Origin of the sequence: Sphingorhabdus sp. (assembly GCF_046292425.1) — a bacterium.
Taxonomy (GTDB): domain Bacteria; phylum Pseudomonadota; class Alphaproteobacteria; order Sphingomonadales; family Sphingomonadaceae; genus Sphingorhabdus_B.
Genome location: NZ_JBKBQV010000044.1, coordinates 1 through 23,370 on the forward strand (window position 1 = coordinate 1; position 23,370 = coordinate 23,370).

General features: G+C 55.4%; 25 protein-coding genes, 2 tRNA genes and 1 pseudogene. 17 read left to right on the forward strand and 11 right to left on the reverse strand.

The window, feature by feature from the left end; genetic code table 11:
* The 4 genes from ACK4S7_RS09660 to ACK4S7_RS09675 all read right to left on the reverse strand — a co-directional run.
* On the reverse strand, positions 1–502 hold a 502-nt coding region (locus ACK4S7_RS09660; RefSeq protein ID WP_409646332.1), incomplete at its 3' end, for an alpha/beta hydrolase.
* Positions 502–1,038, reverse strand: a complete 537-nt coding sequence (locus ACK4S7_RS09665) for a peroxiredoxin (RefSeq protein ID WP_409646333.1) — start codon at positions 1,036–1,038, stop codon at positions 502–504. The genes ACK4S7_RS09660 and ACK4S7_RS09665, both read right to left, overlap by 1 nt.
* 40 nt (positions 1,039–1,078) lie before the next feature.
* Positions 1,079–2,074: a cobaltochelatase subunit CobS gene (gene cobS, locus ACK4S7_RS09670; RefSeq protein ID WP_409646335.1), complete on the reverse strand. Its 996-nt coding sequence runs from the start codon at positions 2,072–2,074 to the stop codon at positions 1,079–1,081.
* Positions 2,075–2,084: 10 nt separating this feature from the next.
* Entirely contained in the window at positions 2,085–2,681 is a 597-nt protein-coding gene (locus ACK4S7_RS09675; protein ID WP_409646337.1) for a J domain-containing protein, read from the reverse strand.
* 43 nt (positions 2,682–2,724) lie between these two features.
* Between ACK4S7_RS09675 and ACK4S7_RS09680 the strand changes: the two genes are divergently transcribed.
* The 3 genes from ACK4S7_RS09680 to ACK4S7_RS09690 are packed head-to-tail and all read left to right on the forward strand — an operon-like array spanning position 2,725 to position 4,501.
* Positions 2,725–3,003 (forward strand): BolA family protein, encoded by a 279-nt coding sequence (locus ACK4S7_RS09680; protein ID WP_409646339.1) that lies wholly within the window; start codon positions 2,725–2,727, stop codon positions 3,001–3,003.
* A 46-nt stretch (positions 3,004–3,049) separates the two neighbouring features.
* Positions 3,050–3,568, forward strand: a complete 519-nt coding sequence (locus ACK4S7_RS09685) for a hypothetical protein (protein WP_409646341.1) — start codon at positions 3,050–3,052, stop codon at positions 3,566–3,568.
* 18 nt (positions 3,569–3,586) lie between these two features.
* Positions 3,587–4,501, forward strand: coding sequence for an alpha/beta fold hydrolase (locus ACK4S7_RS09690; protein WP_409646343.1), 915 nt, complete (start codon positions 3,587–3,589; stop codon positions 4,499–4,501).
* Here the strand turns inward: ACK4S7_RS09690 and ACK4S7_RS09695 are convergent.
* Complete coding sequence (locus ACK4S7_RS09695; protein WP_409646345.1) at positions 4,498–5,586, reverse strand: DUF2332 domain-containing protein; 1,089 nt, start codon at positions 5,584–5,586, stop codon at positions 4,498–4,500. The two genes, ACK4S7_RS09690 and ACK4S7_RS09695, sit on opposite strands and share 4 nt — an antisense overlap.
* A gap of 39 nt (positions 5,587–5,625) precedes the next feature.
* Between ACK4S7_RS09695 and hisG the strand changes: the two genes are divergently transcribed.
* The 7 genes from hisG (at position 5,626) to ACK4S7_RS09730 (ending at position 13,339) form a co-directional block, all read left to right on the forward strand.
* A complete protein-coding gene (gene hisG / locus ACK4S7_RS09700; RefSeq protein ID WP_409646347.1) occupies positions 5,626–6,282 on the forward strand; it encodes an ATP phosphoribosyltransferase in 657 nt (218 codons plus the stop codon).
* On the forward strand, positions 6,269–7,558 hold the full coding sequence (gene hisD / locus ACK4S7_RS09705; RefSeq protein WP_409646349.1) for a histidinol dehydrogenase: 1,290 nt from the start codon (positions 6,269–6,271) through the stop codon (positions 7,556–7,558). The genes hisG and hisD overlap by 14 nt, the downstream gene beginning before the upstream one ends.
* On the forward strand, positions 7,555–8,019 hold the full coding sequence (gene nusB / locus ACK4S7_RS09710) for a transcription antitermination factor NusB (RefSeq protein WP_409646351.1): 465 nt from the start codon (positions 7,555–7,557) through the stop codon (positions 8,017–8,019). The genes hisD and nusB overlap by 4 nt, the downstream gene beginning before the upstream one ends.
* A gap of 56 nt (positions 8,020–8,075) precedes the next feature.
* The gene (gene thiL / locus ACK4S7_RS09715; protein ID WP_409646353.1) at positions 8,076–8,993 is read left to right on the forward strand and encodes a thiamine-phosphate kinase; all 918 of its coding nucleotides are present in this window, start codon (positions 8,076–8,078) and stop codon (positions 8,991–8,993) included.
* Positions 8,994–9,131: 138 nt separating this feature from the next.
* Positions 9,132–11,228 carry a sodium-translocating pyrophosphatase gene (locus ACK4S7_RS09720; protein WP_409646354.1) on the forward strand — a complete coding sequence of 699 codons (2,097 nt, stop codon included), beginning with the start codon at positions 9,132–9,134 and terminating at the stop codon, positions 11,226–11,228.
* Positions 11,229–11,354: 126 nt separating this feature from the next.
* Positions 11,355–12,500 (forward strand): GNAT family N-acetyltransferase, encoded by a 1,146-nt coding sequence (locus ACK4S7_RS09725; protein WP_409646356.1) that lies wholly within the window; start codon positions 11,355–11,357, stop codon positions 12,498–12,500.
* On the forward strand, positions 12,497–13,339 hold the full coding sequence (locus tag ACK4S7_RS09730; RefSeq protein WP_409646358.1) for a cupin-like domain-containing protein: 843 nt from the start codon (positions 12,497–12,499) through the stop codon (positions 13,337–13,339). The genes ACK4S7_RS09725 and ACK4S7_RS09730 overlap by 4 nt, the downstream gene beginning before the upstream one ends.
* A gap of 8 nt (positions 13,340–13,347) precedes the next feature.
* On the opposite strand, the gene ACK4S7_RS09735 is transcribed toward ACK4S7_RS09730, so the two are convergent.
* A complete protein-coding gene (locus ACK4S7_RS09735) occupies positions 13,348–16,068 on the reverse strand; it encodes a TonB-dependent receptor (RefSeq protein ID WP_409646360.1) in 2,721 nt (906 codons plus the stop codon).
* A gap of 180 nt (positions 16,069–16,248) precedes the next feature.
* Here ACK4S7_RS09735 and infA point away from each other — a divergent pair, with 180 nt between their 5' ends.
* From infA to ACK4S7_RS09760, 5 genes are all read left to right on the forward strand, one after another.
* Entirely contained in the window at positions 16,249–16,467 is a 219-nt protein-coding gene (gene infA, locus ACK4S7_RS09740; protein ID WP_125230427.1) for a translation initiation factor IF-1, read from the forward strand.
* An 18-nt stretch (positions 16,468–16,485) separates the two neighbouring features.
* Positions 16,486–17,061, forward strand: a complete 576-nt coding sequence (locus ACK4S7_RS09745) for a Maf family protein (RefSeq protein WP_409646369.1) — start codon at positions 16,486–16,488, stop codon at positions 17,059–17,061.
* The gene (locus tag ACK4S7_RS09750; protein WP_409646362.1) at positions 17,054–18,043 is read left to right on the forward strand and encodes a ribonuclease E/G; all 990 of its coding nucleotides are present in this window, start codon (positions 17,054–17,056) and stop codon (positions 18,041–18,043) included. The genes ACK4S7_RS09745 and ACK4S7_RS09750 overlap by 8 nt, the downstream gene beginning before the upstream one ends.
* Entirely contained in the window at positions 18,027–18,206 is a 180-nt protein-coding gene (locus ACK4S7_RS09755) for a DNA gyrase inhibitor YacG (RefSeq protein ID WP_409646363.1), read from the forward strand. Before ACK4S7_RS09750 ends, ACK4S7_RS09755 begins: the two co-directional genes overlap by 17 nt.
* A 67-nt stretch (positions 18,207–18,273) precedes the next feature.
* A tRNA-Phe gene (locus ACK4S7_RS09760) sits at positions 18,274–18,348 on the forward strand.
* 139 nt (positions 18,349–18,487) lie between these two features.
* Here the strand turns inward: ACK4S7_RS09760 and ACK4S7_RS09765 are convergent.
* Entirely contained in the window at positions 18,488–21,001 is a 2,514-nt protein-coding gene (locus ACK4S7_RS09765) for a TonB-dependent receptor (RefSeq protein ID WP_409646365.1), read from the reverse strand.
* A 237-nt stretch (positions 21,002–21,238) separates the two neighbouring features.
* Between ACK4S7_RS09765 and ACK4S7_RS09770 the strand changes: the two genes are divergently transcribed.
* Together ACK4S7_RS09770 and ACK4S7_RS09775 are read left to right on the forward strand one after the other, a co-directional pair.
* Positions 21,239–21,370, forward strand: a complete 132-nt coding sequence (locus tag ACK4S7_RS09770; RefSeq protein WP_409646371.1) for a DUF2256 domain-containing protein — start codon at positions 21,239–21,241, stop codon at positions 21,368–21,370.
* Positions 21,330–21,476: a hypothetical protein gene (locus ACK4S7_RS09775; protein WP_409646373.1), complete on the forward strand. Its 147-nt coding sequence runs from the start codon at positions 21,330–21,332 to the stop codon at positions 21,474–21,476. Before ACK4S7_RS09770 ends, ACK4S7_RS09775 begins: the two co-directional genes overlap by 41 nt.
* A gap of 275 nt (positions 21,477–21,751) precedes the next feature.
* Here ACK4S7_RS09775 and ACK4S7_RS09780 read toward each other — a convergent pair whose 3' ends face one another.
* From ACK4S7_RS09780 to ACK4S7_RS09795, 4 genes and pseudogenes are all read right to left on the reverse strand, one after another.
* On the reverse strand, positions 21,752–22,027 hold the full coding sequence (locus ACK4S7_RS09780) for a DUF4242 domain-containing protein (protein ID WP_409646366.1): 276 nt from the start codon (positions 22,025–22,027) through the stop codon (positions 21,752–21,754).
* Positions 22,028–22,218: 191 nt separating this feature from the next.
* Positions 22,219–22,294: transfer RNA gene (locus ACK4S7_RS09785), tRNA-Thr, on the reverse strand.
* A gap of 20 nt (positions 22,295–22,314) precedes the next feature.
* The gene (locus ACK4S7_RS09790; RefSeq protein WP_409646368.1) at positions 22,315–23,163 is read right to left on the reverse strand and encodes a hypothetical protein; all 849 of its coding nucleotides are present in this window, start codon (positions 23,161–23,163) and stop codon (positions 22,315–22,317) included.
* 2 nt (positions 23,164–23,165) lie between these two features.
* Positions 23,166–23,370, reverse strand: a pseudogene (locus ACK4S7_RS09795) (replication-associated recombination protein A); the annotation flags it as partial.

The following is a 23,370-nucleotide window of genomic DNA, read 5'->3' on the forward strand; positions in this document are numbered from 1 at the left end:
AGCTCAGCAAATTGCCTTGTGAAGGCCAGCTATAATGAATGACTGGCCCGTCAAAATTGCTCATTGCGCCGATCTGCACGGCATCGCGGGCAGTCGTGGCCAGAGTTTCGCGATAGCCGTGAACGTAGAGCAAGACGCGGCCCTTGCGCAGGTTCGCGGCATCGCGCAGGCCGGCCCACCAATCAGCTTCGGTTCGAAAGGCCAGCGGGACGACAGTTTTTGCATCGCCCTTGGCGGGCTTTATCTTTTGTGGTGGTGAAAACTTGGCGTAGCGCAGCCGGTCGCCGCGATGATTGGTCAGTTGGATATTGTCGCTGCGACAATCCGGCAAGCGGCTGGTGACGATGAAATAGTCCTTACCCGTCACAGCAAGGCTGCCATTTTGCTCAGGGTTGCAGCGAGGGTTTTCCGCCAGCGTGCTGTGCGGAACATCACCATATTCCACGGCCACGGTGCAACCCGCCAGCAACAAAAGTAAGAAAAGGAGGGGCGTCTTCTGCATTATTTGCCTTTGGGATTGGCCGCCCGCCATGCTTTCACGGCATTTAAGGCGCCCGAAACATGGCCCTTCACACCCAGTTGCGAATAGGCAAACAGAACCTTGCCGTCAGGCGCGATGACATAGGTGGTGCGGTTGGTCATGCCCGTCGCAGGCAAGCCGACCTTGTAATTTTTGATCATCGCTTTGGTGGCGATGCCGACTGTGAATTTATTCCGGCATGCCTCCACCGAAAAGCGCTTCAGCGTATCCAGATCGTCCGCGGACATGCCGACGATTGATGCGCCATAAGCGGCGAAGTCATCGGCAGCTTCGGAAAATTCATGCGCCTCGACTGTGCAGCCTGACGTGAACGCTTTTGGATAGAAATACAGCACAACAGGGCCACGCTTCAGCGCCTTGTTCAAATTAAAAGTGTCGACATTACCGGCGAGGACTGCCTGCGTCGTGAAATCGGTCGCGCGAGTTCCGGGTTTCAGCGCTGCGAAGGCCGGCGATGCGGAAAGCATGAGCGCGAAAGCGAGTACGAAGCGTTGCATATATCGTCCTTTTAACTTCAGGTGGCGAAATAGCCGGTACTTATTTTGATTTGCCAACGACGCTTTCAGGCAGATCCTGCCCGAAAACGCGTTGATAATATTCAGCGACCAAGGCCCGTTCGGCATCGTCGCATTTGTTCAGGAACGACAGGCGGAAGGCAAAACCGACATTTTTGAATATCGCGGTATTCTGTGCCCAAGTTATGACTGTACGTGGGCTCATGACCGTTGATATATCGCCATTAATGAAGCCCTGGCGAGTCAGCTCCGCAACCTTCACCATGTTGGCGACGGTCGCAGCATCAGTGCCCGATGCCTTGGCCAATACGATTTCGCTTTCGACCTGCGCCGGCAGATAATTCAGGCCAACAACGATGTTCCAGCGGTCCATCTGACCCTGGTTGATCGCCTGCGTGCCATGGTACAGCCCGCTCGTGTCGCCAAGTCCAACGGTATTGGCAGTTGCAAACAGGCGGAAGTAGGGATTGGGGCGAATGACGCGGTTCTGGTCGAGCAAAGTGAGCTTGCCTTCGGTTTCCAGCACGCGCTGGATCACGAACATCACGTCGGGTCGGCCAGCGTCATATTCGTCGAAAACCAAGGCGGTCGGCGTCTGCAGTGCCCAAGGCAAAAGACCTTCGCGGAACTCGGTCACTTGCTGTCCATCGCGCAAAACAATGGCGTCACGCCCGATAAGGTCAATACGGCTGATATGCGCGTCAAGGTTAATGCGAATGCATGGCCATTTCAGGCGTGCCGCAACCTGTTCGATGTGGGTAGACTTACCAGTGCCATGATAGCCTTGAACCATCACACGGCGGTTAAAGGCAAAGCCCGCGAGGATCGCGAGAGTGGTGTCGGGGTCAAAGACATAACTGTCGTCGGTATCAGGCACGCGTTCGTCGGCGATGGAGAATGCCGGACATTCCATATCGACATCAATGCCGAACAATTCTCGCACACTGACTGTTTTGTCAGGGGCGGCGAGGATTGTCGCATCGCGGCTGTCGGGCTGGATATTTGGAATGTCAGTCATGTCGTTCTCATCAAATGAAGGCGGGCGATGTTTTAAGGTGCGTATAAGCAGCAATCACGTCTTGCAAAGCCTTTTCATAGGACCGGTTGCCGCCATTTTTGTCCGGATGATAAGCGCGAACCTTCGCTGAATAGGCACTGCGCAACGCCCTCCGATCAGCATCTTCGCCAAGCCCTAGCGTCCGGAGCGCCTTTCGGTCCTCTAGCGACAGAAAGTGGCCATCGCTGCGCTCCTTGGGCAGCCGCGACCGAAACCGTGTGGAAATGGCATCAAGCGGGTCTTTGAAGTCAGCCCATTTCGGCGGCGAATCAACATTGCCATTGGCACGGAACGCTCGGGTTTCGCTTGGCCAAGCGTTTATCGGGCTTTGGGCCATGGAAATTTCATCGGCAGTCATGCCGGCGAACCAGTTATAGCCCGCATTGAATTGTCGCACATGGTCGAGGCAGAGATACTGATAGTCTCCGGGGCCGTTGGCTGACGCGGCCTGACCGTGCGGATCTGGCGCGCGAAATTCGCCAGCTTCACGACAGCGCGGATAGGCGCATTGTCGGCCTGCACCGCGAATGCGGCCGTGAAATCGGTCATTAAAGCGGTCGGAGGCCATGATTTTCCTTGGCGAAAAACCTGCCATATGGGAAGAGCAGGCCATGAAAAAAGGGCCTGCTCAATTAGAAATGGAAACGCTGCTCGAAACTGCGTTCGCACCAACGCGTCTTGCCGTCATTAACGACAGTGCGAAACATCATGGCCACAGCGGCGATGACGGGTCAGGCGAATCCCATTTCACGATAGAAATTGAAAGCGCCGCATTTTCAGGCGTTGCCCGCCTGATGCGGCAACGGATGGTGAACAAGGCGCTGGGCGATATACCCGGAACGCGCGTGCATGCGCTGGCAATCAAAGCTAGTGCGCCAGGCGAAGTTTAGCTATTGCCAGATACCAGAAAATACGGCGCAGAGTGGAGATCAAATAATGCCTAAGATGACCTATGCTGTTCTTTTGGCTGCACTTTGCGTTGCGCCGACTTATGCTGCCGACAAAGAGATTAGCCGTCCAAAAGTATATTCAGATATCGTGGCATGCCGCGCATTGGCCGACAATGCTGCGCGGCTGTCTTGTTTTGACTTAGCCGCCAAGGGATTGGAAGACGCCGCCGAGACCCGCCAAATCGTGATTCTGGATCAGGGCGAAGTGCGCAAAACCAAAAGGTCACTGTTTGGTTTTTCCTTGCCCAAAATTCCGTTCTTCGGAGTGGATGACGAAGAGCAGGAAGAAGAATTCAAGCAGATAGAGGGCGAGTTGACCGGGGTTCAGTCCATCGGCAATGGCAAATACCAGTTCACGGTTAAAGACGCGGGGGTCTGGCAGACTACAGAGGCGAGCCCGTTGCTTTTGAAGAATGGCAAGGCCTACAGCATTAAACGCGGTGCGCTTGGCAGCTACATGATGGTGATGAACGGCCGTGGCATCCGCGTGAAACGGGTTAACTGAACAATCAGGTGGAATGATATGACTGAACTTTCCCCGCATCGCCTGTCGTTGTCGACGGGGATCGACATGGACGTCTTCACCGCTGGCGACCCCAATCACCCGGCGATCATTTTCCTGCATGGCTTTCCAGAATCACACCGGACCTGGCGGCATCAGATTGCCCATTTCGCCAATCGTTTTTACTGTATCGCGCCTGACCAACGCGGCTATCGGGGAACGTCAAAACCTCAGGAAGTCGATGCTTACACTGCCGATAAACTGACCGCCGATATTTTTGCGCTCGCCGATGCGTTGGGCGTCCACGAATTTGTGATTGCGGGTCATGATTGGGGCGGAGCGATAGCATGGAGCGTCGCGTTAAACGGGCAGCCAAATGCTTTTAACCCCGCATGGACAGGCCGCGTGCCGCGCGCCATCATCGCGAACGCGCCGCATCCCTATCTTTTCCAGCGGCTGCTGATCAACGACATGAATCAGCGCGAATCGAGCCAGTATATCCGCGCTTTCCGCGATCCGGCAAATGATGCGTTAGTGCAGGAACACGGGCTAACAGGGCTGTTGTTAAAGACCATCAAATGGGACAAGCCAAGCGCCATGGAGCCAGAGGAACGCGCGGCCTTGCTTGCCGACTGGACAGATCGCGACGCCTGCTTCGGGATGCTTAACTGGTACCGCGCGTCGGCGCTTTATGTGCCGGCAATGGATGAGGAAGCGGAAATTCCGGCCTTTGCCGCGGGTGCGTTCCCGAAGTTGATGATCCCGACGTTGGTAATCTGGGCAATGGATGACCTGGCATTACCGCCAAGCAATATCGACGGCATCGAACAACTCGTGCCCGACGTTACCATTGCGCCGGTCGAGAATTGCGGACATTTCGTGATCTGGGAAAAGCCCGATGCAGTGAACGCGGCGATGGACAGGTTTTTGCGCTAATCGGCGAGCCAGTTGATCCATGCGCCATGGGCCTGAGCTTCGGCCAGTAAATGCCAGTGGTCTGGCCCAGGCCAATGTTTGACGGACAGTTCATGCTTGAACGTTTCGCGGTTGGTTTCCAGCATGACCCAGGCAAGCGGGCGTTCGGCGGTTGCTTTTTGACCAGCCGCTTCAATAGCTGCGCGGATTTCGTGACGTCGGTCTTCGGGGATATACTGCCAGACAATCGAATGGTGGAATATCCGCACGACGCCCGCTTCATGCGGGGTAGACAGGCGTTCCAATACCCAGTCGAGCGCATCCGCCTTTACTACGTCGGGTCGCGCCTGTGCAGCCAGCAATATGGCCGCGTCCATCCTTGCAATGCGCTCGACATTTTCCGGCCAGACATAGCTTTTGACGCGTAACGCTGCTTCACCGTCAGACAAATCAACTGGAGCCTGATCACATCCGCGGATGCTGATAATATTCACGGGTGCAACTGGCGGCGGGGGACCACGCCATTCCGGTTTTATGCGCATCGGAGAATTTGCTGGCCCCACGGTAACGCCAGCCAGATCATAATAATAACGGTCCATCATGCTGTTAATACCGGCGCTTGCACCGAGTTCGTTCAATTCAAATCGGCTTCCAACCCTTGGTGACAGCCAAAGCAGTGCCGCCATGAAGTTGGCCGAGCGCCCGGCTTCGTTGGTTTGGGGCGGGCCATCCAGCCATGGCAACAACTGTAAGTCATGGTCTTGGGTAACAGCGGCGATCAGGGCATCGACTTCGGCTTGGTCGCTTATGTCTCCGCTATAGATGGGGCCGAGACGATCATCCGCTCCAGTCAAATGCAAATGGTGCAGTCCGCCCGCAAACCGCAGCGGAAGGGCGTCCTCCAGCGGAAGTCCGGGCCAATCTGCGATCCGCTGGCCACATTTCGTGTCGCCTCGCATCAACGCAAGCTGCGCCTCTACGATCAGTGCTGTGACGGGCGCATCGTTGCGGCGGCAATGCTCTGCCTGAACCTTGATGCCTTCAGATATGCGGGCATCATCCATCGCGCCGGAACCAAATTCGTGCGACACTATAGTTTCTGCCATATTGCCCTTTCCGCCCGCGACCCGTAAAGCGCGGCCATTGTGACTGAACCAATCATCTTTGCAATCCCCAAGGGACGTATTCTCGACGAGGCTTTACCGTTGATGCAAGCGGCGGGCATAGAGCCTGAGGCTGCGTTTTTCGACGAAGCGAGCCGCGCGCTTCTGTTTGCCACCAACGACCCCGCGATTAGCATTATTCGTGTCCGCGCCTTTGATGTAGCGACCTTTGTTGCCCATGGCGCGGCGCAGATTGGCATTGTTGGTTCGGACGTCATAGACGAATTCAATTATTCAGAGCTTTATGCACCCGTTGACCTCGGTATCGGTCGCTGCCGGATTTCGGTAGCGATGCCTCACGGCACGACAGACGACGTCAATGGCGGGCATATACGCGTGGCAACCAAATATCCTGCCACGACCAGCCGTTACTATCACGCACGCGGTATTCAGGCAGAATGCGTCAAGTTGAACGGGGCGATGGAACTTGCGCCTTCGCTTGGGCTTTCGGGCCGGATTGTGGATCTGGTGTCGTCGGGCAAGACATTGGCTGAAAATGGCCTTGTTGAAACGGCGGTTATTTCCCAAGTGTCGGCACGGTTGATTGTCAACCGCGCGGCATACAAGATGATGAGCGGAACAATTCCTGCCATGGTGCAACGTTTCAGAGAGCAGACGGCGGCACGTGCAGCGGCTTGATTCCTCCGACAGCGGCTTTCCAGAAGCATATGACGCGCTGGTGAATGGCCGGCGAGAGGCGGACGCCGACGTGTCGAGCGCAGTGGTGCAGACTATCCGCGATATCCGTGCAAATGGCGACGCAGTGCTGGTCGAAATGACCCAGCGATTTGATCGCTTCGACCTAAATCAAGCGGGTTGGCAAATTGACGCGGCACAATGCAAGGCGGCCTATGAAGCGCTCGCCCCCGAGTTGCGGGACGCGTTGACGCTCGCAGCTACGCGCATTGAGGCTTACCACAAAGCGCAATTGCCTGAGAACCGGGACTATCGCGACAGCGATAATGTACGGCTTGGCGCGCGTTGGTCGGCGGTTGATGCGGCAGGCGTATATGTCCCTGGTGGCCGGGCGGCTTATCCATCCTCTGTTTTGATGAACGCGATTCCAGCCAAGGTGGCGGGCGTCGGGCGGATCGTCATGGTCACACCAACGCCGGGTGGTGAGACAAACCCGACCGTTATGGCGGCTGCGCATTTGGCAGGTGTGGACGAAATCTGGCGGGTAGGGGGTGCGCAGGCGATTGCGGCTTTGGCTTATGGGACCGAACGGATCCGCCCCGTCGATGTCATTACCGGCCCAGGCAATGCATGGGTCGCAGAGGCAAAGCGCCAGTTATACGGCGTCGTCGGTATCGATATGGTAGCCGGACCTTCGGAAATCGTCGTGGTGGCCGATGCCAAGAACGACCCTGAATGGATAGCGGCTGACCTATTGAGCCAGGCCGAGCATGACCCGACGAGCCAGTCGATCCTGTTTACCGACAATGCCGACTTCGCCGACAAAGTATCGGCCGCCGTCGATGCGCAAATTGCGACGCTTTCCACTGGCGCAGTTGCGCGGCAAAGCTGGGCGGACTTCGGTGCGATTGTTGTTGTCGATGATCTCGAAGGCGCAATGCCGCTGGTTAACCGACTGGCGGCGGAGCATCTCGAGCTGGCGGTGGATGACAATCGCGCTGAGCTGCTGTTCGATCTTGTGCGTCACGCAGGCTCCGTATTTTTGGGTCGTATGACGCCAGAGGCGATTGGTGATTATGTTGCGGGGCCAAACCATGTATTACCCACCGGACGGCGTGCGCGCTTTGCGTCTGGTCTTTCAGTGCTTGATTTTATGAAGCGCACCAGCTTCATCGCGCTCGACAGGAACGCCATCAATATCATTGGCCCGGCAGCAGCCACGCTTGCCGATGCCGAAGGTTTACCCGCCCATGCGGCGAGTGTCAGGAAAAGATTATGAGTACCAATAACGCTAGCGCCAAATCCAAATCCCGTTCAGCCGCGCGCCTTGCGTCGGTGCAGGCGCTGTATCAAATGGATATGGAAGACATCGGCATTGCGCGCTTGTTGAACGAATTTCATTCCCACAGGCTCGGCCAGGAAATTGAAGATGCGCTATATGCGGACGCAGACCCCGACTTTTTCGACGATGTCGTGTCGGGCGTTGATGCGCGGCGCGCAGAAATTGACGAGCTGGTCGATGGCAAGCTGGGAGAGAAATGGAAGATGGAGCGGCTGGACAAGACGATGCTTCAGCTTTTGCGTTGCGGCACTTACGAACTGATTGCGCGGCCGGACGTCCCGACCGCGACCGTTATCGACGAATATCTGGATGTCGCACATGCCTTTTTCGACAAGAAGGACGCAAAATTCGTCAATGGCTTGCTGGATGCCGTTGCAAAGGATGTGCGCGCCCGCTGAGGCATAATGTCCTGAATATGGTTCTGATTGCCCGTGTGATGCGTTAACATCACGCAATGACCACCGAATCCACCTTCATCAACATTCTGCGCGGCTTTGCAACTTACCCTGCGGCACGTGGGTTGCTTGACGATGTCGCCGTAATCGATAGCGGCGATGCGTCGCTTATCATTACGCATGACATGATGGCGGAGGGCGTACATTTCCGTTCGAATGCCAATCCAGCCGATGTCGCGTGGAAACTTTTGGCGTCGAACCTGTCTGATCTCGCCGCAAAGGGCGCGTCGCCGGTGGGCGTTCTGCTTGGCTTTATGTTAGGCGATGATGCTTGGGACAGGGCGTTTGCCGATGGTCTGGAAAAGGCACTGTCGCATTATAACGTGGCGTTGCTCGGAGGGGATACCGTAACCAATTGCGGGGACAAACGCGCGCTTGGGCTGACCGCGCTTGGGTGGGCGACCTGCCGCCCCGTTCCATCGCGTTCTGGCGCGCAAGTGGGCGACATATTATACGTGACCGGCACACTTGGCGATGCATTGGCTGGATTTGAGCTGATCGACGCCGGCTTTGACGAAGTGGGGCCACTCGCCGATGCGTTTAACCGACCAGTGGCGCGGATTACGGACGGTCAGGCGCTTGCGCCTTTGGTGACGGCAATGATGGACGTCTCCGACGGCTTGTTGCTGGACGCCGAACGACTTGCCACCGCTAGCCAGCTTGGCATCGAAATTGACCTTGCCTGCGTACCATTGTCGCCGCTCTATGTCAGCTATCGCACCGATAGTCTTGAGAGCCGGATGCAGGCTTCAAGCTGGGGCGATGACTACCAACTGCTGTTTACGGCGCCGCCTCATGTCGTGCTGCCCGTACCGGCGACCGCCATTGGCCATGTCGTTACCGGCGGCGGGTTGGGATTAAAAGACGGCACAACGCGCGTGAAACTGCCACCCACCCTCGGTTATCAACATCAATGATATAAGCGCCGGAAATGGCCGCGTTTAATGGGTTGCCATAGCTGACGATGCCGCCTTATACGCTGACGGCTTGCGTTTCTCGGGAGGAGAGCGTCAACAATTGTTGTTTAGACAAAACAGGAGGGGAGAGATCATTTCATGTCTCTGACTATAATCGCAATATTGTGCGGGTTGCTTGCCGTCGTGTACGGTTTTGTAACCAGCCGCCAGGTGCTGAGCGCCTCGGCTGGCAATGAAAAAATGCAGGAAATCGCTGCGGCCATTCAGGAAGGGGCAAAAGCCTATCTTGGCCGTCAATATCGCACCATCGCCATTGTGGGCGTTGCGGTCGCAGTGCTTGTGGCGCTGTTTCTGGGCGTTATTCCGACCGTTGGTTTCGTGATTGGCGCAGTGCTTTCGGGCGTTGCGGGTTATATCGGGATGAACATTTCGGTACGTGCCAACGTCCGGACGGCGGCTGCGGCGCAGACAGGGCTTCAAGCCGGCCTGACCATGGCATTCCGCGCAGGGGCCATCACTGGCATGCTGGTGGCTGGCCTTGCTTTGCTCGCCATTGCCGTGTTTTTCTGGTATCTGACCGATGTAGCGATGATGGCACCGAACAGCCGTCCAGTGATCGATGCATTGGTTGCACTGGCTTTCGGCGCATCACTGATTTCGATCTTCGCACGTCTGGGTGGCGGTATCTTTACCAAGGCCGCTGACGTCGGCGCCGACCTTGTTGGCAAGGTTGAGGCTGGCATTCCAGAAGACGATCCTCGCAACCCTGCGGTTATTGCAGATAACGTTGGCGACAATGTCGGCGACTGCGCTGGTATGGCCGCTGACTTGTTCGAAACCTATGTTGTCACCGTTGGTGCAACGATGGTGTTGATCGCTCTGCTCGTGCAAGGTGTGACCGACAGTGCGTTGTTCATGAACCTTATGAGCCTGCCATTGTTGATTGGTGGGGTTTGCGTCATCACCTCCATCATCGGAACTTATTTCGTCCGTCTTGGCGGCGGTAAGAACATCATGGGCGCGATGTACAAGGGCTTTTTGGTCACGGCTATATTGTCGATTCCGGCCATCTGGTTCGCGATCGACTACGCGTTGGGCGGCATGGCTGTTGATGTTGGCGGGTTTACCGGCCGGACATTATTCTACTGTTCGCTCCTTGGTCTTGTCATCACTGGCCTGATCATCTGGATCACGGAATATTATACCGGCACCAATTACCGTCCGGTCCGCTCGATTGCGAAAGCATCGGAAACGGGCCATGGAACCAACGTTATCCAAGGTCTGGCGATCAGCCTTGAATCAACCGCGATGCCGACGATTGTGATTTGTGCGGGTATCATCATTGCCTATCAGCTTGCTGGCGTCATCGGCATTGCCTTTGCGGCTACTGCCATGTTGGCGTTGGCGGGTATGGTCGTAGCGCTCGACGCTTATGGTCCAGTCACCGACAACGCCGGTGGTATTGCCGAAATGGCCGGTCTTGACGAATCTGTCCGTGAAAAGACCGATGCGTTGGATGCGGTAGGCAACACGACCAAGGCTGTGACGAAGGGTTATGCCATTGGTTCGGCTGGCCTTGCGGCACTCGTGCTTTTTGCATGCTACACCGCCGATCTCAGGGAATATTTCCCCGAGCTTGAGGTCAATTTCAGCCTTGAAAACCCCTATGTCATCGTCGGGCTGCTGCTTGGTGCGCTTTTGCCCTATCTATTCGGTGCGATGGGCATGACTGCAGTGGGCCGTGCCGCTGGCGAAGTGGTAAAGGACGTGCGTGACCAGTTCGCGAACGATCCCGGTATCATGACCTATGCGTCCAAGCCGGATTATGCGCGTACCGTCGATTTGGTAACCAAGGCAGCGATTAAAGAGATGATTATCCCATCTTTGCTGCCCGTTTTGACGCCAATTGCGGTGTATTTCATCATCACTGCTGTTGCTGGTCAGGCAGAGGGCTTTGCGGCTCTCGGTGCGCTCCTGCTTGGCGTGATTGTGGGCGGACTTTTCGTTGCGATCTCGATGACCTCGGGTGGCGGTGCATGGGACAATGCCAAGAAATATATCGAGGATGGCAACCATGGCGGCAAAGGTTCCGAGGCGCATAAGGCGGCCGTAACCGGTGATACCGTAGGTGATCCCTATAAGGACACCGCCGGTCCAGCCGTGAACCCGATGATCAAGATCACGAACATCGTGGCCCTGCTGCTCCTGGCAGCATTGGCGAGCGGCGGCGTTTAACGCCTAAGCAGCATTTAGTTCAAAAAGCCCCGTCGGACCCAGTTCCGGCGGGGCTTTTTGTTGCGTTAGCCATTTGTTCGTTAACCTTTGTTATGTCATGCTTTTTTGACGAGAACATGGCGGTGAATGGTGGCTACACGGTCGGCTGTTGCTAGTGAAAATGACGGAATCTCTGGCGGCTTTGGTAGCTGGCGGGATATGTTCGATGCGGCGTTTGTCAGACAGTGGGACATGCTTGCGACCCGTTGTGCCGAGCCAAATCCCTTTTGCGAAAGCTGGTTTCTGGCACCTGCTCTGCGGCATTTCGATTCAGAAGGCCGCGTGCAAATATTTACCTTATGGGACGGCGACACTTTATGCGGGCTGATGCCGTTTAAGTTCAAGCCGCAATATGGCCGCTGGTGGGTGCCGAATTTCCAAAACTGGCTGCACCATAATGCGTTTTTAGGCGTCCCACTGGTGCGCGCGGGATTTGAGCAGTTGTTCTGGCGCAGATTTCTGGATGCGTTGGACTCACGGCCCGGCCCGGCTTTGTTTGTGCATTTATGTGCGTTGCCTACCGACGGGCCATTAGTGACGGCACTGGCCATTGTTGCCGAGGAACAAAACCGACGTTTCGATTGTGTTGCGCGCACGACCCGGGCCTTTCTGCAAAGCGATTTAAGCCCCGCTGCATATTTTGAACAGGCCGTCCGGCCAAAGAAGCGCAAGGAACTGCGCCGCCAGAAGGTCAGGTTAAGCGAAGAAGGGGTCCTGAACTTCACCCGCTGCGACAGCGATGCAGGCCTTGATACATGGGTTGATGAATTTCTTAAACTTGAAAGTAGCGGCTGGAAGGGCGCAAATGGATCGGCCCTGGATTGTTCCGATGCGACACGCAATTTGTTCATCGACGTGATGAATGGCGCCGCCGTTGCCAAAAAGTTGGAAAGGCGCGATCTGCGGCTGGATGGCCAGCCGCTCGCCATGCTGATAAACTTGTTGAGCGCGCCGGGAAGCTTTTCGTTCAAAACGGCTTTTGATGAGAGTTTTTCGCGCTTTTCCCCCGGCGTATTGCTTCAGGTTGAAAATCTGGATTTGCTTGAGCGACCGGATGTCGATTGGTGCGACAGTTGCGCCGCCGAAGGGCATCCCATGATCGACAGCCTTTGGACCGGACGGCGCGTGGTTGGACGATATTCCGTGGCGATTGGCGGGAGCGCCCGGCGGGCAGTTTTCGACCGGTTGCTTAGTGCCGAGTTGGCGCGCAACGCCCCGAGAGGCCAGACATGACCGCTATATTTGATTCCTCCGCACGGCAGCATTTTGTAAGCAATTATCCGGAAACTCCGCACCGGTTGCTGCACCAGTTGCGCGATCATCCCCTTCTGACTGTTGAGGCTTTGGCCACCTTGGCCGAGAGTCTGCCAGCCGCATCTGTCGAGTATAACAAAGGCGATCTGCCGTTGGGCATCGATCCGGCTTTGGTATCCGCCAACGGCTTAACTTTTGGCGATACCATTCGTCATGCCGATAGCAGCGGTAGCTGGGCTGTGCTGAAGAACATCCAGCAGAAAGCGGAATATAATGCACTGTTGATGGGGCTGTTGGCCGAATTGAAGCCGCATATCGAGAAACAGACGGGCCGGATGCTTAAGCCCCAAGCCTTCGTATTTGTCTCCAGCCCGCACGCCGTTACGCCCTATCATTTCGACCCTGAACATAACATTCTTATGCAGTTGCGCGGAACCAAGGTGATGACTCAATTTCCCGCTGGCGACACCCGTTTTGCACCGGATGAAACCCATGAGGGATATCATAGGGGTGGCCACCGCAACCTTTTATGGCACGACAGCTATGCGGGTGGTGGCACCGAATGGACGTTAGAGCCGGGACAAGCGGTTTATGTGCCCGTTATGGCACCGCATCATGTCTGTAACGGCCCCGAGACATCATTGTCGCTGTCTATTACATGGCGCAGCGACTGGAGCTTTGCCGAGGCGGATGCGCGGGCTTTCAACAGCCTCTTGCGCAAGATGGGGTGCAGCCCGAAGGCCCCGGGTCGCTTTCCCCACCAGAATAGGGCCAAGGCCGTGGCCTGGCGCATCATGCGCAAGCTGCGTCTAGCCTAGACGCCCGCTTAAAAGCGCTTTCTGAAACTGAGTTCGAAAACCCGACCGCGCGGATCAATATAACCTTGCTGATACCCCAGCGGCACATTGCCATTCTGGTCCCGAACATCGACAATATCGTTGAGTACGTTTTGGATGCGCAACGTGATACGGCTGCCCTTGAGGAAGGGAGCAGCCTTTATGACGCTTGCCTGCTGATCGAGGTTGACGAACAAAAACGCATTAACGGCGGCAATGTCACTAAAGCGCAAGTCGTTGCTGCCCGGAAGGCCTGTGCCATCCACGGTGGTCCCGCTTTTATACGTGCCCTGGAGGCGGAAACCAAAACCTTTGTGAAACAGCCCCCCTGAAAGCTCAACTTCGTGACGCGATGCACCGCCATTGCTGCTGGTCGCAGAACCATTAAGCAGGTCAAGGACAGGGACGCCGGGACGAATGAGGATTTCCTCCTGGATGCGGTAAGTGTGGTATAACGCGACATTCCATCGGCTTGGCTGACCGCCGCCGGGTGCACCAAAGCGGCCTGCGCCACCAAAGCCGCGTCCACCACCGCCGCCGCTTGCACGGGGTCCGCCGCCGGAACCACCGGCACCGGCACCGGGGCCACGCTGGCCACCAGAAGCAGAAGACCCGCTCTCTCTTCCACGCGCAGGCGCTTCTGCGCCGATATTGCCTGACACGTTGAAGCCCCAACGAATACGCTGCGATTTTTCCCGGTCAAAATTGACAGGGCGCTGGTCAATGCTCACCAGCCGGCCATCGACGTCACGCACAACGCGGCTGGCGAAAGCTGCCTCAATCTCTGGCGTAAGCAATGGAAACGAGGCTGTGGTATTGCGGCTGTTGTTTCTGAAGTAATTAAATTGAAGCGCGAAATCCTTGATAAAATCAGGGCTCCAGTTGGCATTCAATATAATGTCGCGGCGCTTTTCGCCAATCAAGGCAGGGTTGCCGCCGGTAATGACGTTAACGAACAGGCTTTCACCGCGCGTGAAATCATAGGTGGCAACATTGGGGGTGACCAAAATCGGGTTGCCCAGTTGGCCAATATTGGGCGCGTTTTCATCACCAGTCATTGACGCCTGAAAGGTCAGGTTTCGTGCTGGGGCCCATCGCAATCCAGCGCCATATTCCAACAGTTTGCCGAAATCGGACAGGTCGCTATATCCGATGTTGCCATTGACCGACCATTCGCCAATCGTTGACCCAATGCCGAAATCCCGGCTCGTGAGCGGCAATTCGGCATTTACCGAATGGTTCATGACATTCCGGCGAAGCGATATGTCAGTTGTGACACCGGATCGCCATGTTTCACTGTCCAGCATCTGCCGCGTGAAGCCTGATGCAATGGTCATCTGCACATCACCAGCTGGCAAAGTTAGTGGGGTGCCAGCCAGGGTGCTCCGTACATCAATGTTCTGAGTCAAACTGCTCGCAAGATCAGGTGCCAGGAAGACGATATTAGCGCCGAAATCTGCGGCAAACGGATTTATGGTCCCCCCAAGAACGCCCGCGCGCAAGGCCGTGAAATCGGCATTGCGCGTGGTGCGGGTATCATTTGCCGTGCGCGCATAATTGCCAGTAACGGTCCAGCGCCAACCGCCAAGTAGATGGTTGAAGGTGCTGCCGGTCTGGAATACATGCGTTTCGCTCTCGCGCTCCAGCGGGCGTGGGGTATCGAAATAACGGCTGAGCGTCACATCCTGACCGAAAGGAGAAAAGGGACTGCTGCCCGGCACGATAAAGCTGCTGCCTGGTAAACCAAGCAAAGACTGACTTCCAGTCAGCGCATAATTGGCATTGAGCGACAAGACAGTTTGCGGTCCGAGTGATCGGCTCCATGTGCCGTTGACCTCAAGCCGTTCGGTCTTGGGCAGCAATGTCCGTGCATCACCAATGTCGCTATTGTTCAGATTGTTCGCTGTGCCCGTAAATTGCGCAAGCGTCGGGTTAGCAGTACCGAGTGGAATGCCAGCTTGGGATACGATGGTTCCTGCCAGTGCGCTGAGCGCAGGAGAAATCTCTCCATTGAGGCCAAGGCCGCTAATATTGCCGCCACGCGCCAATAACGACCCACCGGATGCAATCAGGTCGCGTTCAGATTCTGTCAGCGCTGTGGACCGTTCCAGTTCCACATCCAGATTAAATCTTGTGCTAGTGCCAATGCGGGTGAGCGTTGCTTCAAATTCGTTGCTGGCAAAGCCGCCATCTTGGGGCTGGGCATGTTCAAACTCGGTGGCAAAAGAGGCGAAATTGTCCTTCAAAATAAAATTAATTACGCGTTGGTCGGGACGGAAGCCGTATTTCAGCGCGACTTCTTCCGGAAAAATCTGAACCTGACGGATCGCCTCGGGCGGCAAATCACGCAGCTCACGAAACCCAGAAACGCGTTGTCCATTGAGCAAGACGATGGGCTGTCCACCCCCACGGCCGCGTCCGGAGTTGGCTTGAGGCGCAACAGCGGCGACCAGATCGGTCAGTGACGATGCACCCAAGGCTGCGATATCAGCCTCGTCCAACTGCTCGACCGGCGGGACCTCTGTGTCAACTGAACCCCGGATGCGTTGCGCCGTGACCACAATTTCACCCGAAGAATCATCGTCGACGGTTTCTTCAATTTCGTCATTGGCAATTGCCACAGTGCTACCGGTGCTTTGGACATCGTCCATTGCCATCGCAGGGACAGCAGTAGACGCGAGCAAAAGTGCACTAAAAGGTAATAATTTCATGGGGAGAAGCTCAACTCATATTGTTATTGCGTTGAGGACATAACGCATGATCCGAGGGATTGAAGGTAAACTTTGTCGCATTTTGTCGCAATAACGTGATTACACTGTAGCGCTTCCCTTTTTCCAACATTAGGTTTACAGGCGCAGCAAGTTTGAAATTTTGAAGATTTAAGGGGCCGAATGGCAAAAGAAGAATTACTAGAGATGCGTGGGACAGTCCGTGAATTGCTGCCCAATGCAATGTTCCGCGTCGAGCTGGAAAATGGCCATGAAGTATTGGGCCATACCGCCGGAAAAATGCGCAAGAACCGCATCCGCGTGCTCGTGGGTGACGAAGTTCTCTGCGAATTGACCCCTTATGATCTGACCAAGGGCCGGATCACCTACCGATTCAAATAAGGGGCACAGACCTTGGGTCTGAACCCTTCGCTCATATTGGCATCATCCAGCCCGCGCCGCCGCGACCTTCTGGGGCGGTTGGGCATTGATCCTGCGCGCATTGCTTCCCCTGACATTGATGAAACCCCCCGTAAGGGAGAGGTGCCCCGCGTCTACGCGCTTCGCATGGCCTGGGAAAAGGCGGCTGCGGTTGCACGTGGGGCAGGCGAAATTATAATTGCAGGAGACACGACCGTAGCTGTAGGACGTCGCATATTGCAGCAGGCCGCCGACGCCGACATGCAACGCAATTTTCTGACATTATTGAGCGGTCGCCGCCATCATGTCTTAAGCGCCGTGGCGGTGATAGATGTGGACGGGCGGATGCGAAGCCGGATCTGCGATAGCATAGTCCGCTTCAAGCGCTTGTCTTCTGACGAAATCGACGGCTATATCGACAGCGGCGAGGGGCTTGGGAAAGCCGGCGGCTATGCCATTCAGGGCAAGGCCGAGGCTTTGATCGACTGGATGGCCGGAAGTCATTCGGGAGTCATTGGTCTGCCATTGTACGAGACGCGCGCGCTATTGCGGGCATCAGGTTATCCGCTTGCCTGAGATATGGCGCGATGATTCACCGGGCGAGCGCCGCGCCGCAGTTGTCGATCAGGGTAAAATCGTTGAAATCCATATCCAGCGAGATGCGCACTGGGCGTTAGGCGAACGTGGCAGAGGCCGAATTGAGCGTAAAACACCGTCCGGTGCCTATGTGGTTACCGACGATGGAGCCGAATTTTTGCTGCGCAGCAAAACTGCCGATCCAGAAGGTAAAACAGTGGCGTTTGAAGTAACGCGAGAGGCGCTTGCCGAGCCAGGTCGATGGAAGCCTCCAGAAATTATGCTGTGCGATAGCCTGCCGCCACAGCGGCCCGACAAAGATGCTGTATGGGACAATCGCTTGTCGGCGCTTGGTGCACATTTCCTGCCCAGATCAATCTCCGAGGGGTTTGACGCGGCCATCGCGGGCCAGTCGCAGGTGGGTGATGTGACCGTCAGCTTTCAGCGGACAAAGGCCGGCCTCGTTTTTGACGTCGACGGCATCGGAGATGCCTTTGGCATCAACAGTGTCGCAGCTACCGAGATAGCGCGCCTGTTGCGCCTGTATCAGGTCGGCGCGATGGTCGTGATCGATTTTGTGTCAATGGAAGCGAAGGCCCAGAGGACACAGATTGCCGATATCTTTGATGCAGCATCGGCCCTGGACCAGCGTCCGTTTGAACGCACTGCCGTCAACGGTTATGGCATAATGCAGCTTGTACGGGCACGTCCCAGGCCGTCTGTGCTTGACCATCTGTTTGGCACTAATATTACGGCGCTTTCGAAAGAGACGCAGGCCCTTTGGTTGTTGCGCGATGTTGCGCGATCGTCGGGCTTTGGTCCACGTACCGTAACCGCCCGGCCGGATGTTGCGCAGTTGCTGGATTCACAAAAATGGGCCCCTTGGCGGACTGAGGCGACCAGAGCCGCAGGGGCGGATATGGCGGTGGTTGCAGATGAAAAGGCCGCCGGCTATGGGCATGTGCATGTCGCGCAAAGCTAACCAATGCCCGCTGTGCGGGAAACCGCAAAAGCCTGAAGCCAAACCATTTTGCAGCCAAGGCTGCAAAGATCGCGATCTGTTGAAATGGCTTGATGAAGGTTATCGGGTGCCAGGGCCCATGGCGGAATATGAGGATAGCTTTGATCCTGACGGTTCAGACTGATTTTGCGCTTGCCAAGAGGCGTATCGCCTCTCTATAGGCTGCGCTCCCACGCGGTTTTCGCCGCGTAGCCCGAGTAGCTCAGGGGTAGAGCAGCGGATTGAAAATCCGCGTGTCGGTGGTTCAAATCCGCCCTCGGGCACCATTTTTCCGGTGTTTTGATATTTGATGGTTGCACGCGTCAATGCGGTGTATTTTAAATATCCGCAGCTGCTTTCTCGACAGAAAAAAGCCGGAGCAGCGATTACTGCCCCGGCTTCTCCTCCCCCGAGGATTAAGGCGTCCTAGAATTTGAACTTGGCAGACGCACCGTAGAAACGCGGTGGTGGTGGATAGCCTGACAGGCTGCCCGATTGTGCCACTGACGCGAAGATTACCGGGTTATATTTAGGTTCAGTCAGGTTGCGCCCCCAAACGCTCAATTCCAAGCCGTTGTCGAATGCAAAGGCGATAGACGCGTTGAGCGATTCAATTGCGGCCTTATACGGTAGACCTTGGGCAATCTGGTAAGCGCTGTTGAGCTGGTAATCGGCGTGCAGGATGAGTGCGTTACCGTCTCCAACGGCAATATTATAGGTCCCGCCGACTGAAACGCTGTGTTTCGAAATGCCGGTTGGCGTGAAACCCGTCAGGTTGGTGGGTACGATGTTATTGCCTGCGTTAAACGCCGAACCGCCGGTAAATGTGTTAAATTTAGGGTCCAGATAGGTATAGGACGCTGTGAAGTTCAGACCATTGGCCGGTGAAATTGTCGCATCAATTTCCATACCCTTGGTCGACTGCTTCTCTGCATTTCCAAGCACAAAGCCGGTGCCGGAAAATACGTTGCTCTGAAACCCTTTAAGTACCTGTTTGAACAAAGCCAGATTGAATCCGAATCCGTCAAACTGCCCCTTTAGACCCAGTTCGTAAACGACAGCATCCTCCGGTCCGGCATAACGCGTTCCACTGGTAAGGTTGTTCACGGCAAGGCCAGCGCTGCGAATAGGCGATGTTGCAGGGGCTGGCGACTGCGCCGATGACCCGGGAATAAAGTCCGTCGGGAACGGGCGGCTGTCTGTCGACAGGTTGAACGACGTTGCTTTAAAGCCAGTGGCGTAAGTTACGTAACCACTGATCCGTTCATCGAACTTATAACTTGCGCGAATGGTGTAGGACCAGTCGCTATCGCTAGTCTTGCCGCTTTCAACTGCGTTCGGGTAATTCAAGAACGGCGGCAGAAATTGCAACGGCCGAAGCCCGAGAAAAGGGTTGAACGCCGGATTGGCGGCGACGACAGCAGGAATACCGGCATTCACGCCAGTTCTAACCAAGTCGATACTTGAAAATACGTCGGTGGATGCGTTGTTCGATGCAACCGTTTTCTTGTCCTTCGTATAGTTAAACCCGCCGGTAAGGGTTAGACGGTCAGTCAATTCGAAATCAACCTGTCCGAACACCGAATAGGCCGTGTTCTTGTAATCAAAATTCTCCGTACGACCTTGTCCTTGCGCGCCAAATTGCGTGGTCGGCGTTGCCGCCGGCAGTCCATTTAGCAAACGGATAAGCGCCTCATTGCCGCCATAGGCCCCGCCACTGAGCAAGTTCGCATAATTTCGGAAATCGCGGCCGAAGGTAAGACCTGAAGATATGTCAATGTCTTCCTTGAAATAGAAGCCGCCAAGCAGGAAGTTGAACATACCATCAAAATCCGATGCGATGCGCATTTCCTGAGTGTAGGTGTCAATTGTCGTATCGGCGAAATTGGATCCGATGAGGTCCGCGCTGGTAAAGTCGGAGTCCTGATTGGTGAATGACCGCACGGCGCGGTAGGCGCTGATGCTTGTGAGTGAAAGTTGGTCGGTCAGATCCCAATCAACCTGTCCCGAGAAGCCATAATTTTTGATATCGTTGACCGATTCAAAATTCTGGTAAGTATTGTACGAAAATGGCTTGTTGCGATCAATGTTGCCGCCCAGCGCGCCTACAGCTGCGCCCGTGGGGCCGTTGAACACATTGGCGACGCCGCAGCAGACTTCATCAATCTTGTCATAATCGCCGATCAAACGAACTTTTACAGCCTCACTTGGCTCCCATAAAATTTGTCCGCGAACGCCCCAGCGGTTGCGGTTATTGGAGTCGGTATTAAGGTTCACAACATTTATATAACCATCTCGCTTGTTGTAATTGCCTTCAACCGCGACGGCCAATGTCTCCGCAATTGGTCCGGTCACGTTTCCGCGCACAACAACTGCGTCATAATTGCCATAAGAAATTTCTGCGCCGCCACCAAATTCAAACTGTGGCTCTTTGGTAACGATGCTGATGATACCCGCCGAGGCGTTTTTACCGAATAGTGTCGATTGCGGGCCGCGAAGGACTTCGACGCGCTGGATATTGGCAAGGTCACCGATCTGGGCTGCGGAACGTGAGCGATATACGCCATCAATAAACACGCCAACCGACGGCTCGATCCCTGCGTTATTGGCGCCGTTGCCGAAGCCGCGAATGATGAAATTGGTGTTTGCAGAGCTTTGGAGCTGCCCAACCTTCAGCGAAGGCACAAGAGTTTGCAGGTCGATGAGATCACGCACCTGCGACCGCTCAATCGTCTCTGCTGTCGTCACGGATACCGAAATGGGCACGTCCTGTAGCGTCTGCTCCCGCTTGGTCGCGGTCACAATAATGACGTTATCATCAACTTCGTCGCGGGCTTGAGGTGTATTGTCTTGTGCAAAGGCAGCTGAACCCAAGCTCAGCGAAGCGATACTGATGGTCGACAGCATTGCCGCCTTCAGCAGATGGTTTCCCGATTTCATAATCACTCTCCTGTTTATCATTCGATCCCGGTTTTCCGGGTTTTCTTGGGGATGAAACTTTACACTTGCCCCCAGCATCCCACTGAGCCGCCGTAAGGCATGGCGGGGTAATAACGCTACAAATGCTGCGCAGCAATTGCTTAGTGCCTTTCGCAAAAATATAGTGAAATATGCGATAAATATGTAACTAACGTTTGCACGCATTTCGCGAACGGCGAGGACAGATTCATGCCTAAAATGGTCAAGAAAGCCAACCTGCCATCGAAGATATGCGCTTCTTGTTGCAAGCCGTTTGCGTGGCGAAAGAAATGGGCCAAGGACTGGGAGAATGTCCGCTTCTGTTCCGACCGTTGCAGAAGGGCGCGCTAATCGCAGCAATGCGATTATTGACGGTAGCAAGCCTGCAGCAAAACGTCTCCCGACCTTCGTCATATTATTGAAGGTGAGCCAATCTAAGCTGATATTAGGGCGGTGAGGGATAAAGAAGACCCCGAGATGACACATCGGGAGAGGCCATTTCGGGGTCAGAGAGAAGAACTGACATAGACAGTTCCCTCGGGTCGCAACTGGTGTTTAACCCGCCCGAAAACCAACGTCATTGATCTACGTCAAACAAGCATCGGATAAAATGATTGGTATAGGGGTCTGGAGCGCCTCGGAGATAATCTCACTCCCGACACCACGCGCGCTATGGGCGAACGGTGCAGGCTATAGGCTTAGATAACGCTCTGGCCGCCTCTATACGGGCTCTTACTGCTCCGCAGTGGCGGGACTGATGATAGTTCGAACCTCGGTCACAGAATTTGCGGGAAATCCTGCGTTTTCAGCGTGCGATTTGATCAGCTCCGCATTGTCGGCCTCATAAATGCAATAGATCTTGTTGTCGGTGACATAGCTGTGCACCCATTGAATCTGCGGACCCATTTCGCGCAAAACGCTACAGGAGGTTTGTGCAGCCCCCTTTAATTCTGGGGCAGTTAGCGAACCTGCCCCGGGCATGTCGCGCTCGATTACAAACTGAGCCATATCTGAACACTCCCTTCATGATCGGAAGGAGTATGATGATGTAAAAAGCCGCTTTTGTCTAGATTGGTGCGCTGCAGGTGGACCTCGCGAAAGGAAGTGCACTAAGTCGATTCGGAAAATATCCGACTTGTTACCTAGCCAGTACCTAGGGCCCACTGCTTGGAGTACAATTTCGGCTAAGTCATTAAAAGTGGTGCCGGCTACAAGGTTCGAACTCGTGACCCCCTGATTACAAATCAGGTGCTCTACCAACTGAGCTAAGCCGGCACTCGGCGCGTCCCTTAGCCTCAAATGACTCCAAAGGTCCAGCCCTCAGTTGCAGCAATCTCACTATTTAATGATTTAGGAGCCCAAATTTGTGGATTATCGGCCACTGAACGCAACCATGCGGCAGTCACCATCGCGTCGGTTGCGTGGTCGGTATACCGATCCAGTGGTTGATGTGGCCGTGATCCAAGCGCCAATAACGCAGCATCCAGACCGCTGCTGTCGCGAATCTTGCTCCGTCCTTTGGCGACGCCAGCCGCGCGAGCGGCGATCGTGGTATATATTTCCACAACGACGGTGCCGCGTTCCGGGACAGAATCAAAGGGCCAGATCGCGACATGATCGCCCACATGATTTAGGAAGCGCATACCCGCAAAGCTTGCTTTGGCGACTTGAGATGCGCCAATGGCGTCATAGACGGTGGATGTCTTTCCGCTACTAGTCTTGTTCAGTATTTCACATTGCCGCCAGAACAGAAAGTCAGACTTCGTTCCATCCGCAGCGCCGAAATAGAAATGCCTGCGGTGATGGTATTCGAGGAAAGACGCCGCGCCCAGATCGGGGTCATCGCAGACCGCATCAACATAGGCCCAAAATCCCTTTGCAGACAATGGAAGATCATCGCCTGGCAAGTAACTGCCGCGTTCCACAATTGGCGGGGCAAAGCTGAAGTCAAAACCGATTAACAAGTCGTCATTTTGGGCAAGAAGCCAGTCAGCGACCGCTTGCCGCGACCAAATGCCACGCGGCGGTGTCACCAATCGGGGGGCGTCGTCGCCTTGGCCGCAAACAGCGAGTGCAATGCCCGGATGGCGGCTGCCCTTTGCACCTGACCAATCGGCGCATGCAAAACGGGTGAAGCTGCGCATTGTTAAGACTCTGGCTCTGAACGGCGCGCGCGCAGCCGGTCCCAATATTGCATCCGTTCAATGATTTTTCGTTCAAAACCGCGTTCTACAGGTTGATACAGCTCCGTAGGCGCCACTGCGTCGGGCCAGTAATTGGCGCCGGAAAATCCGTCTGCGCTGTCATGGTCATAGGCATAGCCTGCGCCGTAACCGATATCCTTCATGAGC